The sequence below is a fragment of the Flavobacterium sp. CF136 genome (genome assembly GCF_000282055.1).
Classification (GTDB): domain Bacteria; phylum Bacteroidota; class Bacteroidia; order Flavobacteriales; family Flavobacteriaceae; genus Flavobacterium.
This window is the reverse complement of record NZ_AKJZ01000027.1, coordinates 1-20426: the sequence shown is the minus strand read 5'-3', so window position 1 is coordinate 20426 and position 20426 is coordinate 1. Positions and strand designations below refer to the sequence as shown.

Genomic DNA, 20426 nt, shown 5'->3' with positions numbered 1-20426 from the left:
GATTATGCAAAACTTAAGAACACCAAAATTAACAGTAGTAGGCGCAGGGCCGGGAGATGTTGAATTGATTACGCTAAAAGCAATAAAAGCGTTAGAAAATGCCGATGTAGTTTTGTATGATGCCCTGGTCAATGAAGAATTATTGCAATATGCCGCCAAAGCAGAGATTGTTTTTGTAGGCAAGCGTTTAGGATGCCATGCTTACACACAGGACCAAATTAACGAATTGATTGTTTCTATGGCAAATCGTTACGGACATGTAGTGCGTTTAAAAGGTGGAGATCCGTTTATTTTTGGACGTGGAAGCGAGGAAATCGAATATTCAGAAAAATTTGGATTGGAAACCGCCGTTGTTCCCGGAATTTCATCTGCGTTAGGTGTTCCTGCGTCAGTAGGAATTAGTCTGACGCAGCGTAAAGTAGCCGAAAGTTTCTGGGTAATTACCGGTACAACTTCCAGTCATGAATTATCAAAAGATGTACGTTTGGCTTCAAAATCAGCAGCAACAGTTGTGATTTTGATGGGAATGCACAAATTAGAGGAAATTATTGCAATTTATAAAGAAAATCGTACAGATGATCTGCCCATTGCAATTATTCAGAACGGAACTAAAAATTCAGAGCAAAAAGTAGTAGGAAACATTAGTTCAATTACTAAATTAGTCGCTGAAAAAAATATTTCATCACCGGCAATTATTGTGATTGGTGAAGTGGTGAAAAATACTTCAAAATTAACTTCGTATTTCCAGGAGCATTTTGAAGATGAGTTTATATTTCAGAATTTAAATCTATAATAATGATTGAAGTAATCTGAATATGAATCGTTCCTACGGAACTTTGTATTACTTTCAAATTAATACAACGGAATGAAATTCCGTCGCTGCAAAATAAATCGTCCCGTTGGGATTAAGTTGTGAAAGAGCTGTAGGCTCGAAGAAATATTGTAGGGATGAATTTTAATTCGTCCAAATGATAAAATGTGAATCCGGTACAGAGCCTTAGGCTCGGGTCATATTGGTATAACATGTTTTTAACATAAATTCGTTTTTAAATCTATAATAATGATTGAAATTAAGTATTTTGGAGCTGTTGCCGAAAAAACAAAATGTTCATTTGAAAATGTGATTTCTACTGAAATATCTTTGCAGGATTTATTGCAGGATTTAGATGAGAAATACCAGTTCGAATCGTTATCTTTTAGTGTTGCGGTTAATCAGAAAATAGTATCAAAGGCAACAGATTATTCTTTGAAAACCAGAGATGTTGTCGCTTTATTGCCTCCATTTGCCGGCGGATAAATTAAATTTTATGAATACAACAGCTCGATATAACCGACAAATTATTCTTCCTGAATTAGGTGAAGAAGGTCAGTATAAATTACTGGAATCCAGCGTTTTAATTATTGGAGCAGGAGGTTTGGGTACAGCAATATTGCCTTATTTGGCAGCTGCAGGTGTTGGTGAAATAGGAATTGTTGATGATGATATTATCGAACTTTCAAATTTACAGCGTCAGGTGATTTATAAAAGTTCATCGGTTGGAAAATACAAGGTTGAGGAAGCCAAAGCGATGATTGCAGAATTGAATCCATTAGTGAAAGTTAATGCAATTGCAGAGAAATTATCAGGTAAAAATGCGCTTTCATTATTCAAAAAATATGACATTATTGTCGATGCTACAGATAATTTACAAATAAAATATTTGATAAATGATGCTTGCCTGGTAACAAATAAGCCAATGATTTATGGATCTATTTTTAGGTTTCAGGGACAGGTTTCGGTTTTTAATTATCAAAATGGTCCAACCTACAGATGTTTGTATCCGGACGAAAATAGCTCATCTGTTAATTGTACAGACGCCGGAGTCATCGGAATTTCAGTTGGTATTATTGGTATGCTGCAGGCAAACGAAGTCATAAAAATGATTCTAGGAATAGGTGAGGTTTTGAGTGGTAAGATACTGGTGTATAATATTTTAAATAACGAACAGCAAAAGTATGACTTTGAAAAGAATAATCTTTTTTTGATAGACAGAATTACTTTTGAAGAAAAATATAAAGCTGACGAGAATGTAGTTGAAGAAGTTACTCCTGAATCAGTTTTAAGTAAAATAGATTCTGAAGAAGTTCTGTTTTTAGATGTTCGAAATGTAGATGAACTTCCGAAAATTAATTTTAAAAATGGAATTCAGATTCCGTTAATGAACTTAGAAAATGAATTAGGGAAACTGAATCCAAATAAAACCATTTTTGTTTATTGCCAATCCGGAATCAGAAGTAAAATAGCTGCTGAATTACTTCAGAAAAAGGCATTCAAAAATGTAAAAAGTATTTCCGGCGGAGCTTTAGCAATGAAACAATTATTAGAAGAAATAAAAATATAGCGACAGATTAATGTTAAATTGTTTCACGCAGATTTTGCAGATAGAGCAGATTTATTTGCCACGAATTAGACAAATTTTACTGATTTTTATTTTCAATAATTATTAAATATTAAAAGAAACAATTCGTAAAAATTCGTAGCAAAAGAAAAAATCATTTTAATCAGTGAAATCTGTGGCAAAAAAACACAAAATTTAATTAGTGCGAATTAGTGCAATTCGTGTTTAAAAAGAAATATAATGAGTAAAAATGTATTTGTAGAAGGGCCAATTTCTCCTGAGTTTATTGCCGAGTCAATCGCCAAACACCAATCCAAACATACAATTGGTGCGCATAATATTTTTTTAGGACAGGTTCGTGCAGATGTGATTCATGATAATACGGTTGTAGCGATTGATTATTCGGCATATACGGATATGGCAAACGAAGCATTACATACAATAAGAGAAAAAGCTTTCGCTAAATTCGATTTGACATGTATGCACATTTATCACAGTTTGGGTGTTGTGAAAGCTGGTGAAATTTGCTTGTTCGTTTTTGTTTCGGCAACAAGACGCAAGCAGGTTTATGAAGCGACTGAAGCAATTGTCAACTGGATTAAAACCGATGTGCCTATTTTTGGCAAGGAAATGTTTGAAAACGATACATTCACCTGGAAACAAAACACCTAAAATGGTAGATATTACGCATAAAATAAGCACATTAAGAGTCGCAACAGCCACAGCAATTGTCAAAGTCAGCAAACAGGAAACGATTGATGCCGTTGTGAATAATCTGGTGCCAAAAGGAAATGTACTCGAAATGGCGAAAACGGCAGGATTGTTTGCTGTAAAAAATACCCATTTATCGATTCCGGATTGTCATCCGATTCCAATTGAATTTACTTCGGTGGAATATAAAATTGAAGGTTTGGAGATTCAGATTGTCTTCAATGTAAAAACTGTTTACAAAACCGGAGTAGAGGTAGAGGCAATGCATGGCGCTTCGATTGTGGCATTGACAATGTACGACATGCTGAAACCAATTGATAAGGAAATAGAAATTTCGACCATTAAGTTAATTAATAAAGAAGGCGGTAAATCATCTTTCAGAAATAAATTTCCAAACGTAATTAAAGCAGCAGTTTTTGTTTGTTCTGATTCAATTTTTGCGGGAGATAAGCAAGATCGTTCCGGAAAAATCATCGTTGAAAAACTTGATTCTTATGGTGTTGAAACAACACATTACGAGATCATTCCGGACGAAATTGATATGATTCAGGACAGGACTAAAACTTTTGCAAAAGAATGTCAATTAGTGATTTTTACCGGAGGAACGGGATTATCACCGAGAGATGTAACACCGGAAGCATTGTCGCCATTATTGGAAAGCAGAATTCCGGGAATAGAAGAAGCGATTCGCAATTATGGGCAGCAGCGCATGCCTTATGCGATGTTATCGCGAACGGTTGCGGGAACTTTGGGTAAAAGTTTAATTTTGGCTTTGCCGGGTTCAACCAACGGGGCAAGAGAATCTATGGATGCCGTATTTCCACATGTGATGCATGTTTTTCATATTTTAAAAGGAAAAAATCATGATACCCTCTAAAACCATTTTAACGGATGATTTTGGGCGAAAACACAATTATTTGCGTATTTCGCTGCTGGAGAAATGCAATTTGCGTTGTACGTATTGCATGCCTGCAGACGGAATCGTATTGTCTCCAAAAGCCAGTTTAATGACGGCTGATGAGATTTTTTCCATTGCTCAAACTTTTGTGGAAAATGGTGTTGATAAAATTAGATTAACCGGAGGAGAACCGTTATTAAGAAAAGATTTCCCTGAGATAATTTCAAAACTGGCAAATTTAGAAGTTTCGTTATCTATTACTACTAACGGAATTTTAATAGACCGTCATATAGATGTTTTAAAGCAATTTAAAGTAAAAAAAATCAATTTAAGTTTAGATACTTTAGTTTCTTCTAAATTTCATTCCGTAACGCTTAGAAATCAGTTTGAAAAGGTAATTGATAATCTGCACTTGCTTTTGAATAATGATTTTCAGGTAAAAGTAAATGTAGTTCTGATGAAAGGCTTCAATGAAAATGAAATCATAGATTTTATTAAATTAACTGAATTTTTGCCGGTTTCCATCCGGTTCATAGAATTTATGCCTTTTGCAGGAAACGAGTGGGACAGGAGCAAAATGGTCTCGCAAAATGAGATTTTATCGCAGGTTGAAGCATCTTTTGCTGTAGACAATATTCAAAAACTGGAAGATGAAAAAAACTTCACAGCCAGAACTTATAAAATCAAGGGTTTTCAGGGTAATTTTGGAATCATAAGTTCTATAACCAATCCGTTTTGTGATGGCTGCAACAGAATCCGTCTGACAGCAAACGGTAAAATCAAAAATTGTCTTTTCTCTAACTCGGAAACCGATTTACTTACGGCTTTTAGAAACGGAGAATCTATTACCGAATTAATTTATACTTCCATCAAAAATAAGAAAAAAGTAAGGGCCGGAATGGTTACGGTTGCTGAAATGGATGATCCTGCTTTGCATTTTGACAATCGCAGTATGATTACGATTGGCGGGTGAGTTTTTATGATGATTTTGTCTTTGCGAGGTACGAAGCAATCTCACTAACATTGGCAACTGTTGTGGATACTGAATGTGTTTGCTTTGTACCTCGCAATGACTTGTAGGAAGGCAACAAAAAAAAGGCTCAACTTTATTAAAGTCAAACCTTTCTAATATTATTTTTTCTTTTTCGCTTTTGCCTTTTTTTGAGACTTAGCTTTCTTTTTTGCTATTTTTTTAGCTTTCGCTTTATCCTTTGCTTTTTTGGCTTTTTCTTTTTTCTTAGCTGCAGCTTTTAGTTTTGCTTTTTTAGCCTTTTCTTTCTTTTTGTCCTTTTTATCTTTATCTTTTTTCTTAGCTAGTTTCTTTTTTTCTTTTTCCTTGTCTTTGTCTTTCATTTTTTTCTTCTTTTTGTTTTTAGATTTATCTTTAGAATTTTCTACGATTGCAACAGCTTCGTAGTTGGCTTTAATATTTGATTCAGTAACAGCAGTTTCGGTAACTGTTGTAGTTTCCTTTGGTTTTGCAACTGGTGTTACTACTTTTTTCACAGGGGTTCTTATTGCTGCAGGTTTTGGTGTTGTCGTTGCCAAAGGTTTTACAGTTGCAGTTTCAGGCTTTGCAGCTTGAGTTTTGACTGATGTAGTTTTACGGACAGGTGCTTTTTTTACAGGTGTATTTTCAGCTTTTGCTGGTTCTGTAACAGGTTGTACAGCTTCCGTTTTTGGAGAATCAATTTTCTCAGGATTTGTTTCTTCGGTTTTGTTTTCCATAATTATAGGCGCATTTAGATGATGATTATCTTTATAAATGTAAATAAATTGTTAACTCACAGTTAAGTAAAGATAATTATAAAACAAGCGTCCCAATGTTAAGTTTTTTGGTAAAAAATAAGGGTAAATTGCTAAAAATGAATTGTTTGGTTTTATTGCTAAAAATAAAAATCAAAATTTCTTAACAATTCTACATGGAAAATGAGGTAATTTACTTTAGAAATAATACTTCTGAAATTATCTAAAAACGTATTAGAAACCGCCGTGATAGCCCAGATGGAAACGGCATCCTTTTATGGCGGGGTTCGCCATAAAAGATATAGTGTACAGCTGGAATAAGCTCCTGATGTTTATAAGTAAACTATTCTAACTCTTTAGGGTCTTCATTGTCATCTTCAATAAAATCAAGCTCTAAAGCTCTTACTGTCTGCACAGCATTTCCGGCGATACCGCGAATAGATCCGTACATCCCTAAAGTATTGTGAACTACTTTTTCGATTTGTTTTTCGCGTTGTTTCCAGATACGCTGCATTGCCCTTTTTTCAGCATCAAGATCACCTTGCATTTGCGTAAAACCTTCCACGATTCCTTCAATCTGCAAACGGAATTCGTTGCTGGTTAGAAAATCATACAGCATCGACATTTTATCGCCTTTGTTTTCCTGTGCCTGAACGGCCTGACTTACCTGAATCAATGACTGACGCAAAACGGCACTTAAACCTTTAAATTCTTCGTAAGTACAAATCCAGATTCCATCACGCATACCCATTCGGTCCATTCCGGCAGGCATAACTTCGGTAACCAAAACACCAATATTGGCTCTTTTGGTTCGGATATCATTTTTGAATTTTTCAATCCAGGCAGGCTGAAACGCTTTTGTACGTTTGCTTTCGTAATAAATAGAACCGCAATTTTGCAATTCGCGTGTATTCACAATCTGAAGACAATCTGCTCCGTTTGCACCTTTTTTAACTTCGTCGATGCTGTCTAACGGAAAATTATTTGCCAGCCATTCCTCAATAGCCAATTCCATTACTTCGCCTTGTAATTGCATAGAACCTTGTTCCTGCTTGCGTTTCATTTCTTCGATCAGTTTTTTCTGGTCGTCAGATTGTTTTTGGTATTCTTTAATTTTTAGTTCGTTTTTTTCTTCTTCCTGTTTACGGATTTTATCACGCTCCAAAACCAAAGTGGCGTTGAGCTGCTTTTGTGCTTCGGCTTCGATTGCTTCTTTCATTTCCAGTTTTTCACGTTGAAGTTTAGCAATTTCGCCCTCCATTTTATTAAGTTCGCGAAGTTTCTCTGATTTTTCAGAAAGTTCTTTTTCCATCGAAAGCAAACGATCTTTGTTTTCTTCGCCGAGTTTGGTTTTTAGTTTTTCGGTAATTTCTTTTTCGGCTACTTTTTTCTCACGCTCCAAACGTTCCGCGAAAAGCTCATTTTCCTGTTTCTTTTTGGCTTCAAATTCTAACTTGGCTTTTTCGAATTGCTCGTTTTTAAGCTCTAATTCTCTGGATTGAGCATTGGCTTTTTGCTGAAATTCTTTACGGATGCTGTCTTCTAACTGATGTTTCAGAATATCATTTACATCGATAGTTGTTCCGCAGTTTGGGCACTGAATTGAAGATTGCTCAGCCATTTTTATTGATTTTATTTAGATAACGTAATTTTATGCTAAGATATTTAAAAGTTGAGGGTTTTTTGCCACGAATTTCACGAATTTTCACTAATTGCTTTGCGTTTAGTTTTTTGAAATTCAGTTTTAAAGTTTGCAATTTAAATGCTTTTTGTTACTAATTTTTACGGATTACCATCATTTTAGATTAATTCGTGAAATTAGTAGTAAACTTTATTTTTTAGAAAAATTCAGTAAAAAATCAACTGCCGATTTTGTGATTTCAGAATCATCTTCTTTTGAAGTAATTAACGAAACATCAGTAAATAAATTTACTTTTTTTAATTCGATAAAACCAATTTCAGTATCCTGATTGTTTTTTGCGATATTCGATGGAACAATAGAAATTCCTAACCCGTTTTTTACCAATTGTACTATCGAATTTATATTATTGGATTCGTGAACGACTTTTGGTATAAAACCATAGAAAGCACAAAGTTCCAGCAAAACTTCATGGTAATACGGAGCATAGTCTTTATTAAAAAATACAAAAATTTCATCTTTTAGATTTGGAATTTCTTCTTCGAATTTAATTTGAATTAAACTTTTATTATAGACTACCGAAAAACCGTCCCGAAACCATAATTGAGATTTTATTTTTGGAGATTTTATGGGTGAACGAATAATTCCTAAATCAATTTTTCCTTGTTCTAAAGCCGAAATCTGTTTGGTTGTAGATATTTCAAAAAGCTTGAAATTTACATAAGGGAATTGCTCTCTAAGATATTTTATAAGTTCTGAAATTTCGGAGGAATAAATAGAACTGATGTAAGCGATTCTGAATTCACCGGAAACATTCTCAGCTATTTTTTTTGTTTTGACAGTTATATGTTCCAAGTTCTGAAAAAGATCTTTTACTTCTTTTTCGAAGTATTTTCCGGCTTCGGTAAGTTCTACTTTTTTATTATTTCTGATGAACAAACGTGCCTGAATTTCGTTTTCCAGTTCGATGATCTGACGGCTTAATGGTGGCTGTGAAATACAAAGTTTTTCAGAAGCTTTAGTGAAGTTTAATTCTTCGGCCACAGCCAAAAAATATTTTAAGTGACGTAATTCCATAAATACCTGTTAAGTATTGATAATTGACAAAATAAGTATTTTTGAAGTATATATCAAAGAGATACTTTTACAAAAAAAAAGTTTCACGCAGATTTAGCAGATAAGGCAGATTTTTTTATCACAGATTAAAAAGATTATACTGATTTTATTTCCAGCATAGATAATCTGCCTTATCTGCTAAATCTGCGTGAAAAACAAAAAAAACTATGAAAAAATCAACTACAAAAGAAATCAGGGAACGTTTTGACAATGATGTTGAACGATTTTCAAATTTAGAAACCGGGCAAGTTGCAACAATAGATGCTACCATTTCTTTGGAATTAATTACGGAAGCTTCTAAACGAATTGTTCCAAATGCTGTAAATGTTTTGGATATTGGCTGTGGTGCCGGAAATTACGCTTTGAAAATGTTGTCTAAGTTGCCAAATTTAAATTGCACTTTGGTCGATTTGAGTTTACCGATGTTGGAAAGGGCTTTTGAAAGGGTATCAAAAGAAACAAACGGAAAAGTAGAAGTCAAGCAAGGTGATATTCGTGAAGTTGATTTGCCGGAAAATCACTTTGATATTATTTTGGCCGGAGCCGTTTTACATCATTTAAGGGATGATGAAGATTGGGAAACGACTTTTGCTAAAATATTTAAATTATTAAAACCGGGCGGTTGCTTCATGGTTTCGGACTTGATTACGCAGGATACGGAATTATTAAACGAATATACCTGGCAGCGTTATGGGGAATATTTAGAAGGAATTGGCGGTGCGGAATATCGTCAAAAAGTTTTGGACTATATTGAAAAAGAAGATTCACCCAGATCAATGAATTATCAATTGGATTTAATGAAAAAAGTTGGTTTTTTAAGTGTCGAGATTTTACACAAAAACATGTGTTTTGGTGCTTTTGGCGGGATTAAATGATTTAAAAAAAGTTCGCCACGAATTACACTAATTTGCACTGATTTTTTATTCGTGAAATTGCTGCCAGTTCACTATCGTTCGGGGTGAAAAAATGTCCTTACAATGACTGAATCGTTTTATAAACCTGAATAGGAGAGGCGGTTAAAGTTTCACTTTTAGTAATAAAATCCTGTAAGTACGATTGATTATTGTGTATATCAAGACCGGCCTGATCTTTCCATTCTTCCCAAATGATGAATACATTTTCTGCTGTATGAAGGTCATAACGTATACAGGCATCTTCTTTTCTGGTTTCGGTAACCAAATGATGTACCATGTTTCGAACTTGTTCTATATTTTCCTGTTTACTTTTGATAATAGCGGTAATGGATATCATGATTATAAAGTTTTAATTTTTTTTTTAAATGAGTTGTGTAATCTGCATCTGAATTTGGTTTACCGATGAAAGTCATTTTTTAGCCACAGATTAATGGATTAAATAGATTTTTAATTTGTGCTAATCTGTGAAATTTGTGTTACTTTATATAATCTTCTTAATTACACGTAGTTTATGTGTGTGCTTGTTCAATTCAGGATTGTAAATTCCTAAATGGTCCAGACGGTCAATACGGACTTTTCCACTGGCGTGAATGATGTAATTGTTGTCCATAATTATACCTACGTGAATGATGTTTCCTTCTTCATTATCAAAAAAAGCCAAATCTCCTGCTTCGCTTTCTTCTATAAAACTCAAAGGCTCTCCTTCATGAGCTTGTTGCGATGCATCGCGATGTATTTTGTAACCATTTAATTTATAAACCATTTGTGTAAAACCGGAACAATCGATTCCAAAAGGCGTTTTTCCGCCCCAAAGATAGGGAGCGTTCAAATACATAAAAGCTGTATTTATTAAAGCGCTTTTAGGTTTTATACCGCTGGTTCTTGTTCCTTCGAAATCAAAGTTTGAAATGTTTATTTCGTTATTATTTAAAAATGATAAAGAAGCTCCAAGAGGAATCGGCAGCAATAAATTGTCTGGAGACGTGATATAATCAATCAGATCGGCATTTAAAATAATAGCTTCATTGCTTAACTGATTGAAATTTGCTTCTGAAATTTCCTGGTATTGTTTTGAATCTACCCAACCTTCGTAATCATCAAATTGAATTTTTATTCGGGACCATTGATTTTGGCGTTCTAATATCTCGATGTGCTCGCCAAACAAAAGCTGTGTAACGATTTCACTTCTGTCACTCGGTTCAGATCGAACGGGTACTATGGCAAGATTGCAAATTCCGAACATTTAGGGTAATTTATAAGTTTAAAATTAGGAGTTATTTACAAATGAAATAACTCCTAATGTAATATTTTTAAGCTCTTTCGATAACAATTGCCGAAGCACCGCCACCACCGTTGCAAATTGCTGCAGCACCGGTTTTAGCATTGTTTTGTTCTAAGACATTTAATAAAGTTACGATAATTCTCGCTCCCGAACAACCAAGTGGATGTCCTAATGAAACTGCTCCGCCATTTACATTTACTTTATCATTATCAAGCCCAAGGATTTTTGAATTGGCTAATCCAACAACAGCAAAAGCTTCGTTGAATTCAAAATAATCAACATCACCAATTGCAATTCCTGCCTTATCAAGAGCTTTTGGTAATGCTTTTGCCGGGCTCGTTGTAAACCATTTTGGTTCCTGAGCAGCATCAGCATAACTTTTTATGTAGGCTAAAGGTTTTAATCCAAGTGCGGCTGCTTTTTCTTCTGACATTAGAACTAAAGCTGCAGCTCCATCATTAATAGTTGAGGCATTTGCTGCAGTAACAGTTCCGTCTTTTGTGAAGACGGCAGCTAATGAAGGAATTTTGTCCAGTTTAACGTTTGTGTATTCCTCATCTTTTGAAAAGATAATTGGTTCACCGCGTCTTTGTGGTACTTCAACAGGGATGATTTCGTTGTCGAATTTTCCGGCATCCCATGCTTTTGCACTTCTTTCGTAGGATTGAATGGCAAAATTATCCTGTTCTTCGCGAGTAATTTTATACTCTGATGCACATAAATCAGCGCAAACTCCCATTGCGTTGTTATCGTAAGCATCTGTTAAACCATCTTTTTGCATTCCGTCCAACATTGTTGCAGGACCAAATTTGTTTCCGTTACGCATTTGTACGTAATGCGGAATAAGGCTCATGTTTTCCATTCCTCCGGCAACTACAATTTCTGCATCTCCGCAGGCAATAGCCTGAGCAGCGAACATTACAGCTTTCATCCCGGAAGCGCAGACTTTGTTTACGGTTGTACATGCAACGTTTTCAGATAATCCGGCAAAAAGTGCTGCCTGGCGTGCCGGTGCCTGACCAACTCCTGCCTGCACTACATTGCCCATGAAAACTTCATCAACTAATTTAGGATCGAGGTTAATTTTTTGAAGTGCTCCTTTTATGGCAGCAGCACCTAATTTTGGTGCGGGTACGGTAGATAAACCTCCCATGAAACTTCCGATAGGTGTTCTAACGGCAGAAACGATAACAACTCTTTTGTTCATTGTTCTGTATACTATTAGTTATTCAAGCAAATTTAATCTTTATTTGTACAAATTCAAATTTTGAATCAATTCGATTGAATTTTAAATTTAAGATCAATTTTTTGTTAATTCTATTCATTTGATTGTGAAGTGTTTTAAAAAAAAGATTGCAAAAAGATTAAAAAAAGCACAAAAATAGTTGTGAGAAATATAATGTTGTGTTACATTTGCAACCGCAAAATAGGGCATGTTCCTTGAGCTTGGAGAGTTGCCTGAGTGGCCGAAAGGACTTGTTTGCTAAACAAGCGTATGGGGAACTGTACCAAGGGTTCGAATCCCTTACTCTCCGCTTCCAATTTGCTTACGGGGTGTAGCGTAGCCCGGTTATCGCGCCTGCTTTGGGAGCAGGAGGCCGCAGGTTCGAATCCTGCCACCCCGACCAAAACTTTGCCATAAAGTTTTAAAACAAATGGACGCATAGCTCAGCTGGATAGAGCACCTGCCTTCTAAGCAGGCGGTCGAAGGTTCGAATCCTTCTGCGTTCACATCAAAAGCCACTCAATCGAGTGGCTTTTTTGTTTTGTATTAAATTGGTTTTTGAGTGCAGACTGAGCTGGATTGAGTGGGATATTCCTGTTCAATCAGAGAAGAAAACTTTTTTTTGTTAGTCAGTACTTACTCTGACATAATAAATAAGCATTTTCCATAGCAAAAAAATATAGTGATTTCTTTTAGATTTTTTTAGCAAAGAGTGTTTATAGATATCTCAATTGCTTATTATGAATTTACTAAAACAGTAATTTTTATATAATTGTTAATTGGATATTAGATAGTTATATGAATATTGCTGATTTCTGGATATGCAAACAAAAACTATAACTTATAGATCTGCTCTTTAGTCTTCTTAGTTCATAGCTTTGTAAATTAGATTTAATCTAAACTTATGATTTTTTTATTAAAACTAAAAAATTTCTGAAATCCAAAAAAGGAGTATAAATACGTATTGTTTATAAAATTGAAAATCATTTATTTGTTATGGTTTTCCGTAATGAAATTCTGGAATTATTAATGTTATTTGCTGGTAATAAAATATATCGATACAACAAATAATTTAAAACAATATAAAAATGAATTTAGCACTCTTAATAATAATTATAGTCTTACTAATCATTAATATTTCTTTAGCAGTATTTAAGAAGCCCAATCAAAATAATGACTTCAAAGATGAATTAGCAAAGTATGCTCTGGAATTTGGTAAGATTGATCAGCTTATTCGTTCTGAATTTTCAACGAATAGAGATGAAGCACAGAAAAATTCTAGAGAAACTAGGGAAGAGTTGGCAAACTCATTTAAAACATTTGGAGAAACTTTAACAAAAAATATTACGGATCTCTCTACTCTGCAGAAGGATCAGTTTGGAAACTTCTCTGAACAGCTTCAAGCTTTAACAAAAAATAACGAAGATAGAATTGAAAAACTGATTTTATCAAATGAGAAAAAACAGACCGAGTTTACGGAACAATTTATAAAGTCTTCAAAGACAACAAAAGAGGAATTGGCAGCGTCATTGAAAACCAACGAAGAAAAAACAGATAAACTGCTTGTATCTTTTGATCAAAAAACTAAAGAACTTAATGATCAGCTTAATGCTTCTGCAAAAGAAAATAGAGATGAACAGGTCAAATCATTGAAATCTTTTGAGGAAAAATTTACTCAAAACGTAAAAGATTTTAATGAATTGCAAAAGCAAAAGTTTGATGAACTAATTATAAAACAAGAGCAATTAAAATCAGAAACAGAATTAAAGTTAGAAAAGATAAGAGAAACTGTTGAACAAAAACTTCAAACACTTCAGGATGAAAACGGGAAAAAACTTGAAGAAATGCGTAATACTGTTGATGAGAAACTGCAGGTTACTGTTGAAAAAAGATTTGATGCATCATTTAAAATTATTAGTGATAGGCTGGAGTTAGTACATAAAGGACTAGGGGAAATGCAGACACTTGCAGTTGGCGTGGGGGACTTGAAAAAAGTGCTTACCAATGTTAAAACCAGAGGTAATTTCGGTGAGATCCAATTGGGAGCGATATTAGAACAAATTTTATCGCCAGAGCAGTTTGAACATAATAAAATTGTGAAAAATGGCACTCAGGAAAGAGTTGAATACGTTGTTAAATTACCAGGTCAAAATGAAGACAATACGCCTTTATATTTACCTATTGATTCAAAATTTCCAAATGAAGATTATCAGAGATTATTAGAAGCATATGATAGTGTAGGAACAATTGATGCAAAGGATCTTGAAATTATAAACAGACAGTTTGAAAATGCTATTAAAAAGAATGCAAAAGATATAAGTGATAAATATATTAATCCTCCAGTCACAACTGATTTTGCAATTATGTTTGTTCCCACCGAAGGGTTGTATGCAGAAGTACTAAGAAGAACTGGTTTATTCGAAAAACTGCAAAGGGAATTTAAAATAATTGTTGTTGGTCCGACAAATCTTGTTGCTTTTTTAAGCAGCTTAAATATGGGCTTCAGGACTTTAGCAATTCAGAAAAGATCAAGCGAAGTTTGGCAGATCTTAGGAGCAGTAAAAACTGAGTTTGGAAAATTTGGAACTATGCTGGATAAGACTAAAAAGAAATTACAGGAAGCAACGAATACAATCGATTCAGCAGGAACTAGATCAAGAGCAATAGAAAGACATTTAAGAAAAGTAGAATTATTGCCGCAGAACGAAGCAGTTGAATTAATTGGCGATGCTCTTAAATTGGATATTGAAGATATTTTAGAAGAAGCGAAAGATAATTCATTTAATGAAGGCGATTAGAGTAATATTAAGCTTTTATATATTTTGAAATAAAAAAGCGGATTTATTCCGCTTCCATTTATAGACGGAATAATTTTTAGTGATTCCATCACTAAAATATTTTCAACGATAGTAATTAAAATCAAACCGAAATGAAAATTAAAACTCTTGAAATAACAAATTTTAGATTATTAAAACATGTAGTCCTTTCTTTGGAAGACCACACAACAGTTATCGTTGGAAGAAATAATTCAGGTAAAACCTCATTAACTGAAATTTTTCGTAGGCTTATTGGGGATAAAAACCCATCATTTTCAATTTATGATTTTAGCATTTCTGCAATGGATGGTTTTATTAAGGCATTGCATTCTAAATTGGAAGGTAAGGATGATGATATAAGAGAAGAAATTCCTTATATTGAAATTCGAATCACCATTGAATATCCAGTTGATCTTGAGGATCTGGGAATATTAGGAGATTTTATAATAGATCTTGACCCTGCAAGCAATATAGTGATCATAGCTGTTAAATACTCTTTAAAAAATGGTAGAATTGATTCTCTTTTTGAGGGTGTAGCTGATATGGGGGAAGAGAGCATAAAGAGCTTTATGAAGTCACTTAAAGAAAGAATTCCTAGTCTTTTTGAAACTCATATAACAGCTGTCGACCCCACAGATCCTGAAAATACTGCGCTAATTGAATATTCAAAATTCAGGTCTGTATTGGGAGCCAGTTTTATAAATGCGCAAAGAGGACTTGATGATGTTACGCATTCTGAAAAAGATGTGTTAGGAAAAGTATTGGCACAGCTTTTTAAAACATCCCAGTCAAATGCTGCGCCTGATGATATGAAAAGCAGTTCAGCAGCTTTGAAGGTTGTTGTTGATGATATTCAAAGCAAGGTAGATACTGATTTTAATACTCAATTAAATAAACTTTTACCTGCTCTTGGTTTGTTTGGTTATCCGGGACTTTCAGATCCTAACTTGAGTACTGAAACCACAATAGATATATCTAATATTTTAGAGAGTCATACAAAAATTAGATATGGACAAGGAAATAATCTTTTTCTGCCGGAAACATATAATGGATTAGGGTCAAGAAATTTGATTTATATTTTGTTCCAGCTTTTTGAGTTTTTTCGCAGATATCAAAGCAGGCAGGTTTCGAATAGTTTGGATATTATTTTTATAGAAGAACCCGAAGCGCATCTGCATCCGCAAATGCAGCAGATTTTTATTCGAAAATTGTATGAGATTGCTAATGAGTTTTCAAAGACTTTAAATGATGGTAAGGCCTGGCCTGTTCAATTTGTTGTTACAACACATTCTACACACATGGCTAATGAAGCCGAGTTTGAAGCAATTCGATATTTTTTAACTTCAAATGGGGTGGCAAGAGAAACTATAGTAAAGGATTTGAGAAAAGAATTCAAGGCTGCTGATCTGAAACAAGATAAAGAATTTTTGCATAAGTATTTGACTCTAACGAAGTGTGACCTATATTTTGCTGATAAAGCCATACTTATTGAAGGCCCGGCCGAAAGATTAATGATGCCGTTGCTTATAGCAAAACGAGATGAGTTAGATTTAACTAAAGCGCAGCTCGGCTTGCAATATGTAACAACAATCGAGGTAGGCGGTGCATATGCACATCATTTTTACAAATTTTTAGATTTTCTTGAATTACAATGTTTGGTTATTACGGATTTAGATTCGGTACTTATGACAAAAGGAGAAAAGATTACTTATCCAGGTTCATTTGTAAAAAATGGTTCGCATACTTCAAATGCGGGAATAAAAAACTGGTTTGCCAAAGATTCTGTCGGGCATTATCCGCTGGCAGATTGTCTTGTTCTTACAGCTGACAATAAAGTTTCCGGGTCTAGAAGAATTGCTTTTCAAATTGCCGAAGATGGTAAGGTGGCAATTGGTAGAAGCTTTGAAGAAGCATTTATATTGGCGAATAGAGAACATTTTGGAATTTCAGAAATTGAAGAGGATGATGTCGAAGCAAGCGCTGAAACTCATGCTCCTGAGAATAAGAAAAAAACTGAATTTGCTTTGAAATATTCCCTTGAAGAAACCAAATGGAATGTTCCAAAATATATCCTTGAAGGCCTTGAATGGTTAGCAATCAAGCCTGTACCGGCAGTTATAGATCCTGTAGAAGATGTTAAAGAACCAACAGAATAGAGTCATGGCGGAAAATTTAGAAATAAGTCCTGCAGAAAATGCATCGATTGAATGTTTAGAAAAAGTATTTAAAGCTATTGATGAAAAAAAACACTTTCTTGTTGAAGCCGGTGCAGGCGCAGGAAAAACTTATACATTAATTAAAGCTTTAAAACATTTAATAGATAAATATGATGCTGAGTATTTTAAAACGAGCAGAAAAATTGCTTGCATTACATATACAAATGTGGCAAAAGATGAAATTCGATCAAGAACAGATAATCATCCTATTGTATTGGCTGACACCATACATGCTTTTGCATGGGAAGCGATACAGAATTTTCAAAAAGGACTTCGTGATCGGATGATAGAATTGGGTGATAGATGGCAGGAAAGGATTGCGGAGGCCGGGGGAATTAGATCACAAAAGGTCATATATAGTTTAGGATATCCGAAAATAACAGCCGAAGAAATATTTTTACATCACAATGATGTTATAAAATTGTTTACATCTCTTCTATATGATAATAAGTTTAAAAAGATATTTACAATCAGGTATCCGATAATTCTAATTGATGAATATCAAGACACAAATAGAGGTTTGGCGGATGCATTAGTCGCTAATTTTATTGAGGAAAAATCCAATATAATTTTAGGTTTTTTTGGGGATCACTGGCAGAAAATTTATGGTACGGAGTCTTGCGGTTTTATTGAGACGACTGAGGGAAAGATGGAAATTATTGGTAAACAGGCCAATTTTCGTTCTGATAAAAATATTGTCTCAGTTTTAAATAAGATGAGACCCGAATTAGAGCAGTTTGAGTACGATCCTGAATCTGCAGGTGAAATAGTAGTTTTTCACAGTAACAACTGGAAAGGTGAGCGAAGAACTGGTGCTCATTGGAATGGTGATCTTCCAGAAGCTGTTGCACATGATTATTTAGAATGGACTAAGGAAGAATTAAATAAGAACCATTGGGATATTAGTACCGAAACTACAAAAATTCTAATGCTTACCAATAATGTCCTGGCTTCTGAGCAAGGATATCAGAATGTTGCAAATACATTTTCTGATAATGACGATTATCTAAAAAAGAATAATGATTATATGGCATTTCTTATGGATACGGTAGAAATAGGCTGTGAAGCATTCCTAAATAAAAAATATGGAGAAATGATTCAAGCTTTTAATGTGGGAGCACCCAAGATCCGAAAGCATGCAGATAAAAAAGTCTGGTTTGATGACATGACTAAACTTCTCGCACTTTGCCAAGTCGGAACTGTTGGGGAAGTATTAGATTTATTAAAGACAACAAATAAACCAAAAATACCAAGGAAAATTGAAGAGAAAGAACAGCGTTTTACACAAATTGAAGCTGTTGAGGAAAAAGATAGGGAGGAAGAAGATAAGAGTTTTGCTTCGAAAATCAAATCAATAAGATCAATTCCATATTCTGAAATTGCAAATGTATCAAACTACATTGATGACAAAACGTTGTATTCAACAAAGCATGGTGTAAAAGGTGCTGAATTTGAAAATGTAATTATAGTTTTAGGTAGAGGGTGGAATCAATATAATTGGAATCAATTTTTAGAATGGATGGATTCAGTAAAGGTTCCAGCTGATAAGCAGGATTCATTTGAACGGAATAGAAATCTATTTTATGTAGCATGTTCAAGGCCGCAAAAGAGATTATGCCTGCTTTTTACTCAGGAGCTTACCGAAAATGCATTTCAAAGTCTGAATAAGCTGTTTGGAAATGTTGTTAAGGAAGCATGTACCTAAACAAGAAACAAATATGAATTATTGTTGCTGAATTAATCTTAGAAACAAAGAACCAAAACTAAATATCATTTTATAAAGAAAAATTAACCTTTAAAAAAAATAAAAAATGGCTTATACTGCTTGTTATACTTGTTTTGACGGTGATACTGATATGAATTGCTATAATTTAATGAAAGCATGGCATAAAAATGGAAAATTTAATTTTACGTTCGACAATGTTCATGATTTAGAACAGGTGCGTGATACTAGTACTGAAGAGACAATTAAGCGCAGCTTACGAAGACGGTTAAACGCAAGTGATGTCTTTGTGGTTTTAATTGGGAAAAGTACCAAATATCTTTACAAATTTGTGCGATGGGAAATTGAAGTTGCAATTGATATGAATTTGCCAATAATTGCAATAAACTTAGATGGCAGGAGAACAATAAATAATGATTTATGTCCTCCGATTTTAAGAGATGCCTTAGCGGTTCATGTTCCCTTCAGCCCGGATATAGTAAATTATGCAATTACTAACTGGCCGTATTCCCATAGAGATTACAAATCCCAGCGTATTTCGGGCAGTTATCGTTATAATGACTCAGTTTACTCACAGCTTGGCTATTAAATTATGAATTATTATTTAAAATCACTTCGGACAAAATCTTACTGGATTTATGCACTCTTAAGTATTGATTCAATGACAACTTTTATTGCAGTAGTGGGCGGAGCCTGGTCATTGGTGGATATTTTAAGTTCTTGGCATTTTGTCAATAAGGAAAAATTACCATTTTGGTTTTTAGTATGTCTTTTTTTATCAGGCTTAATAGTTGTTATTTTTACAAGAAGACCGGTAAAAAAAATAAAATATAAATATCCAGGACAAGATCTAACCATAGAAGTATGTATAGATGATTTGTTTACAGTCAATGGTCAGAAAGTAATTAGTACAAACACGACCTTTGATACAGATATGGCAAGCGGAATTATTTCTAAAAAAAGTTTGCAGGGTCAATTCACGCAAAAATATTATCCGGGGGACGTTCCTAAATTGGATAAAGAAATTGAGGACGGTTTAGCAGGTTATTCATTTACAGCTATACAGAAACAGGCAGGTAAGACAAAACGATATGATTTTGGAACCACTGTTAAATTACGATATGCAGACCAATTTTTTTATTGGTTTGCCATGTCTGATTTAAATTATAGTAATAATGCTAAAACAACTTTGAAAAATGTTCATCAGGCATTAGATGGTCTTTGGGAGTTTATTGAGACTAAGGGTGAAAAACAGGATATTGTAATTCCCTTAATAGGCTCGGGACTTGGGAGACTTTCAATAGGACGTAAAAAATTGATAGCGATTATTGCACAATCATTTCTAAATGCATCTGAAGATAATATTTTTTCAAACAAGCTTATAATTGTAATTCACCCAAGTGATGTTGATAAAGCAAATTTAAATCTATTTGAAGTTAAAGATTTACTTAATCATTATCTGCCATAGCGAATTTTTATTCAGCGGTTAGTTGGATATGCAAACAAAAATACAGGCTTAGAAAGGAGGAAAAATTGTCTTAACTTTTACTCCATTTTTTATTTGCATATTCAAACATGTTTTTACCTAATATTGATAAATGGAAAGTGGTATAATACTTTTGAATTACAAAGCCTCCTCAAAAGAGTCGGCTAAAAGTTTTAAATCTTCGAATAAAGGTTCATATTCGCTCCTTCTGCGTTCACTTAAGGGGATGATCAATTTTGATTATCCCCTTTTTTATTGGTCTCAGTTTCGGGTTAT

At 34.1% G+C, this 20426-nt stretch carries 18 protein-coding genes and 3 tRNA genes; 15 read left to right on the top strand and 6 right to left on the bottom strand.

The genetic code is table 11. From position 1 onward, the window contains the following. The first annotated feature begins 4 nt into the window (after positions 1-4). From cobA to moaA, 6 genes are all read left to right on the top strand, one after another. Positions 5-793 carry a uroporphyrinogen-III C-methyltransferase gene (gene cobA, locus PMI10_RS10425; RefSeq protein WP_007807490.1) on the top strand — a complete coding sequence of 263 codons (789 nt, stop codon included), beginning with the start codon at positions 5-7 and terminating at the stop codon, positions 791-793. 267 nt (positions 794-1060) lie between these two features. Continuing rightward, the gene (locus PMI10_RS10420) at positions 1061-1297 is read left to right on the top strand and encodes a MoaD/ThiS family protein (RefSeq protein ID WP_007807489.1); all 237 of its coding nucleotides are present in this window, start codon (positions 1061-1063) and stop codon (positions 1295-1297) included. A gap of 10 nt (positions 1298-1307) precedes the next feature. Continuing rightward, the gene (gene moeB, locus PMI10_RS10415; RefSeq protein ID WP_035631706.1) at positions 1308-2381 is read left to right on the top strand and encodes a HesA/MoeB/ThiF family protein; all 1074 of its coding nucleotides are present in this window, start codon (positions 1308-1310) and stop codon (positions 2379-2381) included. Positions 2382-2618: 237 nt separating this feature from the next. Further along, entirely contained in the window at positions 2619-3050 is a 432-nt protein-coding gene (locus PMI10_RS10410) for a molybdenum cofactor biosynthesis protein MoaE (protein WP_007807486.1), read from the top strand. A gap of 1 nt (position 3051) precedes the next feature. Next, complete coding sequence (moaCB, locus tag PMI10_RS10405; RefSeq protein ID WP_007807484.1) at positions 3052-3966, top strand: bifunctional molybdenum cofactor biosynthesis protein MoaC/MoaB; 915 nt, start codon at positions 3052-3054, stop codon at positions 3964-3966. Next, entirely contained in the window at positions 3953-4960 is a 1008-nt protein-coding gene (moaA, locus tag PMI10_RS10400; RefSeq protein WP_007807482.1) for a GTP 3',8-cyclase MoaA, read from the top strand. Before moaCB ends, moaA begins: the two co-directional genes overlap by 14 nt. A gap of 158 nt (positions 4961-5118) precedes the next feature. On the opposite strand, the gene PMI10_RS10395 is transcribed toward moaA, so the two are convergent. From PMI10_RS10395 to PMI10_RS10385, 3 genes are all read right to left on the bottom strand, one after another. Further along, positions 5119-5715, bottom strand: coding sequence for a hypothetical protein (locus PMI10_RS10395; protein WP_007807480.1), 597 nt, complete (start codon positions 5713-5715; stop codon positions 5119-5121). 361 nt (positions 5716-6076) lie between these two features. Then, positions 6077-7354 (bottom strand): DUF2130 domain-containing protein, encoded by a 1278-nt coding sequence (locus tag PMI10_RS10390; RefSeq protein ID WP_007807478.1) that lies wholly within the window; start codon positions 7352-7354, stop codon positions 6077-6079. Positions 7355-7564: 210 nt separating this feature from the next. After that, positions 7565-8449, bottom strand: coding sequence for a LysR family transcriptional regulator (locus PMI10_RS10385; RefSeq protein WP_007807476.1), 885 nt, complete (start codon positions 8447-8449; stop codon positions 7565-7567). Between the two features lie 206 nt (positions 8450-8655). On the opposite strand from PMI10_RS10385, the gene PMI10_RS10380 reads away from it, so the two are divergent. Then, on the top strand, positions 8656-9363 hold the full coding sequence (locus PMI10_RS10380) for a class I SAM-dependent methyltransferase (RefSeq protein ID WP_007807474.1): 708 nt from the start codon (positions 8656-8658) through the stop codon (positions 9361-9363). 97 nt (positions 9364-9460) lie between these two features. Here PMI10_RS10380 and PMI10_RS10375 read toward each other — a convergent pair whose 3' ends face one another. The 3 genes from PMI10_RS10375 to PMI10_RS10365 all read right to left on the bottom strand — a co-directional run bounded on the left by PMI10_RS10375 (position 9461) and on the right by PMI10_RS10365 (position 11891). Then, positions 9461-9739: a putative quinol monooxygenase gene (locus PMI10_RS10375; RefSeq protein WP_007807473.1), complete on the bottom strand. Its 279-nt coding sequence runs from the start codon at positions 9737-9739 to the stop codon at positions 9461-9463. A 144-nt stretch (positions 9740-9883) separates the two neighbouring features. Continuing rightward, the gene (locus tag PMI10_RS10370) at positions 9884-10645 is read right to left on the bottom strand and encodes a C40 family peptidase (RefSeq protein ID WP_007807469.1); all 762 of its coding nucleotides are present in this window, start codon (positions 10643-10645) and stop codon (positions 9884-9886) included. 67 nt (positions 10646-10712) lie between these two features. Then, positions 10713-11891 (bottom strand): acetyl-CoA C-acyltransferase, encoded by a 1179-nt coding sequence (locus PMI10_RS10365; protein WP_007807467.1) that lies wholly within the window; start codon positions 11889-11891, stop codon positions 10713-10715. Positions 11892-12132: 241 nt separating this feature from the next. On the opposite strand from PMI10_RS10365, the gene PMI10_RS10360 reads away from it, so the two are divergent. From PMI10_RS10360 to PMI10_RS10325, 8 genes are all read left to right on the top strand, one after another. Beyond that, positions 12133-12219 (top strand) — tRNA-Ser (locus tag PMI10_RS10360). 15 nt (positions 12220-12234) lie between these two features. Continuing rightward, a tRNA-Pro gene (locus tag PMI10_RS10355) sits at positions 12235-12312 on the top strand. Between the two features lie 29 nt (positions 12313-12341). After that, positions 12342-12415: transfer RNA gene (locus tag PMI10_RS10350), tRNA-Arg, on the top strand. Positions 12416-12997: 582 nt separating this feature from the next. Further along, the gene (gene rmuC, locus PMI10_RS21960; RefSeq protein WP_007807465.1) at positions 12998-14707 is read left to right on the top strand and encodes a DNA recombination protein RmuC; all 1710 of its coding nucleotides are present in this window, start codon (positions 12998-13000) and stop codon (positions 14705-14707) included. A 131-nt stretch (positions 14708-14838) separates the two neighbouring features. After that, entirely contained in the window at positions 14839-16881 is a 2043-nt protein-coding gene (locus tag PMI10_RS10340) for an ATP-dependent nuclease (protein WP_007807464.1), read from the top strand. A gap of 4 nt (positions 16882-16885) precedes the next feature. Continuing rightward, positions 16886-18646 (top strand): UvrD-helicase domain-containing protein, encoded by a 1761-nt coding sequence (locus tag PMI10_RS10335; protein ID WP_007807463.1) that lies wholly within the window; start codon positions 16886-16888, stop codon positions 18644-18646. A 106-nt stretch (positions 18647-18752) separates the two neighbouring features. After that, positions 18753-19253, top strand: a complete 501-nt coding sequence (locus PMI10_RS10330; protein ID WP_007807462.1) for a TIR domain-containing protein — start codon at positions 18753-18755, stop codon at positions 19251-19253. Positions 19254-19256: 3 nt separating this feature from the next. After that, the gene (locus tag PMI10_RS10325; protein WP_007807461.1) at positions 19257-20132 is read left to right on the top strand and encodes a macro domain-containing protein; all 876 of its coding nucleotides are present in this window, start codon (positions 19257-19259) and stop codon (positions 20130-20132) included. The last annotated feature ends 294 nt before the right edge of the window (positions 20133-20426 follow it).

What these genes read in the sequence shown, in the direction of transcription:
- moeB (WP_035631706.1), top strand. Translation starts at nt 1,308, where the DNA reads ATGAATACAACAGCTCGATATAACCGACAAATTATTCTTCCTGAATTA.
- PMI10_RS10330 (WP_007807462.1), top strand. Translation starts at nt 18,753, where the DNA reads ATGGCTTATACTGCTTGTTATACTTGTTTTGACGGTGATACTGATATG.
- PMI10_RS10420 (WP_007807489.1), top strand. Translation starts at nt 1,061, where the DNA reads ATGATTGAAATTAAGTATTTTGGAGCTGTTGCCGAAAAAACAAAATGT.
- PMI10_RS10365 (WP_007807467.1), bottom strand. Translation starts at nt 11,891, where the DNA reads ATGAACAAAAGAGTTGTTATCGTTTCTGCCGTTAGAACACCTATCGGA.
- PMI10_RS10335 (WP_007807463.1), top strand. Translation starts at nt 16,886, where the DNA reads ATGGCGGAAAATTTAGAAATAAGTCCTGCAGAAAATGCATCGATTGAA.
- PMI10_RS10375 (WP_007807473.1), bottom strand. Translation starts at nt 9,739, where the DNA reads ATGATATCCATTACCGCTATTATCAAAAGTAAACAGGAAAATATAGAA.
- moaCB (WP_007807484.1), top strand. Translation starts at nt 3,052, where the DNA reads ATGGTAGATATTACGCATAAAATAAGCACATTAAGAGTCGCAACAGCC.
- PMI10_RS10370 (WP_007807469.1), bottom strand. Translation starts at nt 10,645, where the DNA reads ATGTTCGGAATTTGCAATCTTGCCATAGTACCCGTTCGATCTGAACCG.
- PMI10_RS10380 (WP_007807474.1), top strand. Translation starts at nt 8,656, where the DNA reads ATGAAAAAATCAACTACAAAAGAAATCAGGGAACGTTTTGACAATGAT.
- PMI10_RS10410 (WP_007807486.1), top strand. Translation starts at nt 2,619, where the DNA reads ATGAGTAAAAATGTATTTGTAGAAGGGCCAATTTCTCCTGAGTTTATT.
- moaA (WP_007807482.1), top strand. Translation starts at nt 3,953, where the DNA reads ATGATACCCTCTAAAACCATTTTAACGGATGATTTTGGGCGAAAACAC.
- cobA (WP_007807490.1), top strand. Translation starts at nt 5, where the DNA reads ATGCAAAACTTAAGAACACCAAAATTAACAGTAGTAGGCGCAGGGCCG.
- rmuC (WP_007807465.1), top strand. Translation starts at nt 12,998, where the DNA reads ATGAATTTAGCACTCTTAATAATAATTATAGTCTTACTAATCATTAAT.
- PMI10_RS10390 (WP_007807478.1), bottom strand. Translation starts at nt 7,354, where the DNA reads ATGGCTGAGCAATCTTCAATTCAGTGCCCAAACTGCGGAACAACTATC.
- PMI10_RS10325 (WP_007807461.1), top strand. Translation starts at nt 19,257, where the DNA reads ATGAATTATTATTTAAAATCACTTCGGACAAAATCTTACTGGATTTAT.
- PMI10_RS10395 (WP_007807480.1), bottom strand. Translation starts at nt 5,715, where the DNA reads ATGGAAAACAAAACCGAAGAAACAAATCCTGAGAAAATTGATTCTCCA.
- PMI10_RS10340 (WP_007807464.1), top strand. Translation starts at nt 14,839, where the DNA reads ATGAAAATTAAAACTCTTGAAATAACAAATTTTAGATTATTAAAACAT.
- PMI10_RS10385 (WP_007807476.1), bottom strand. Translation starts at nt 8,449, where the DNA reads ATGGAATTACGTCACTTAAAATATTTTTTGGCTGTGGCCGAAGAATTA.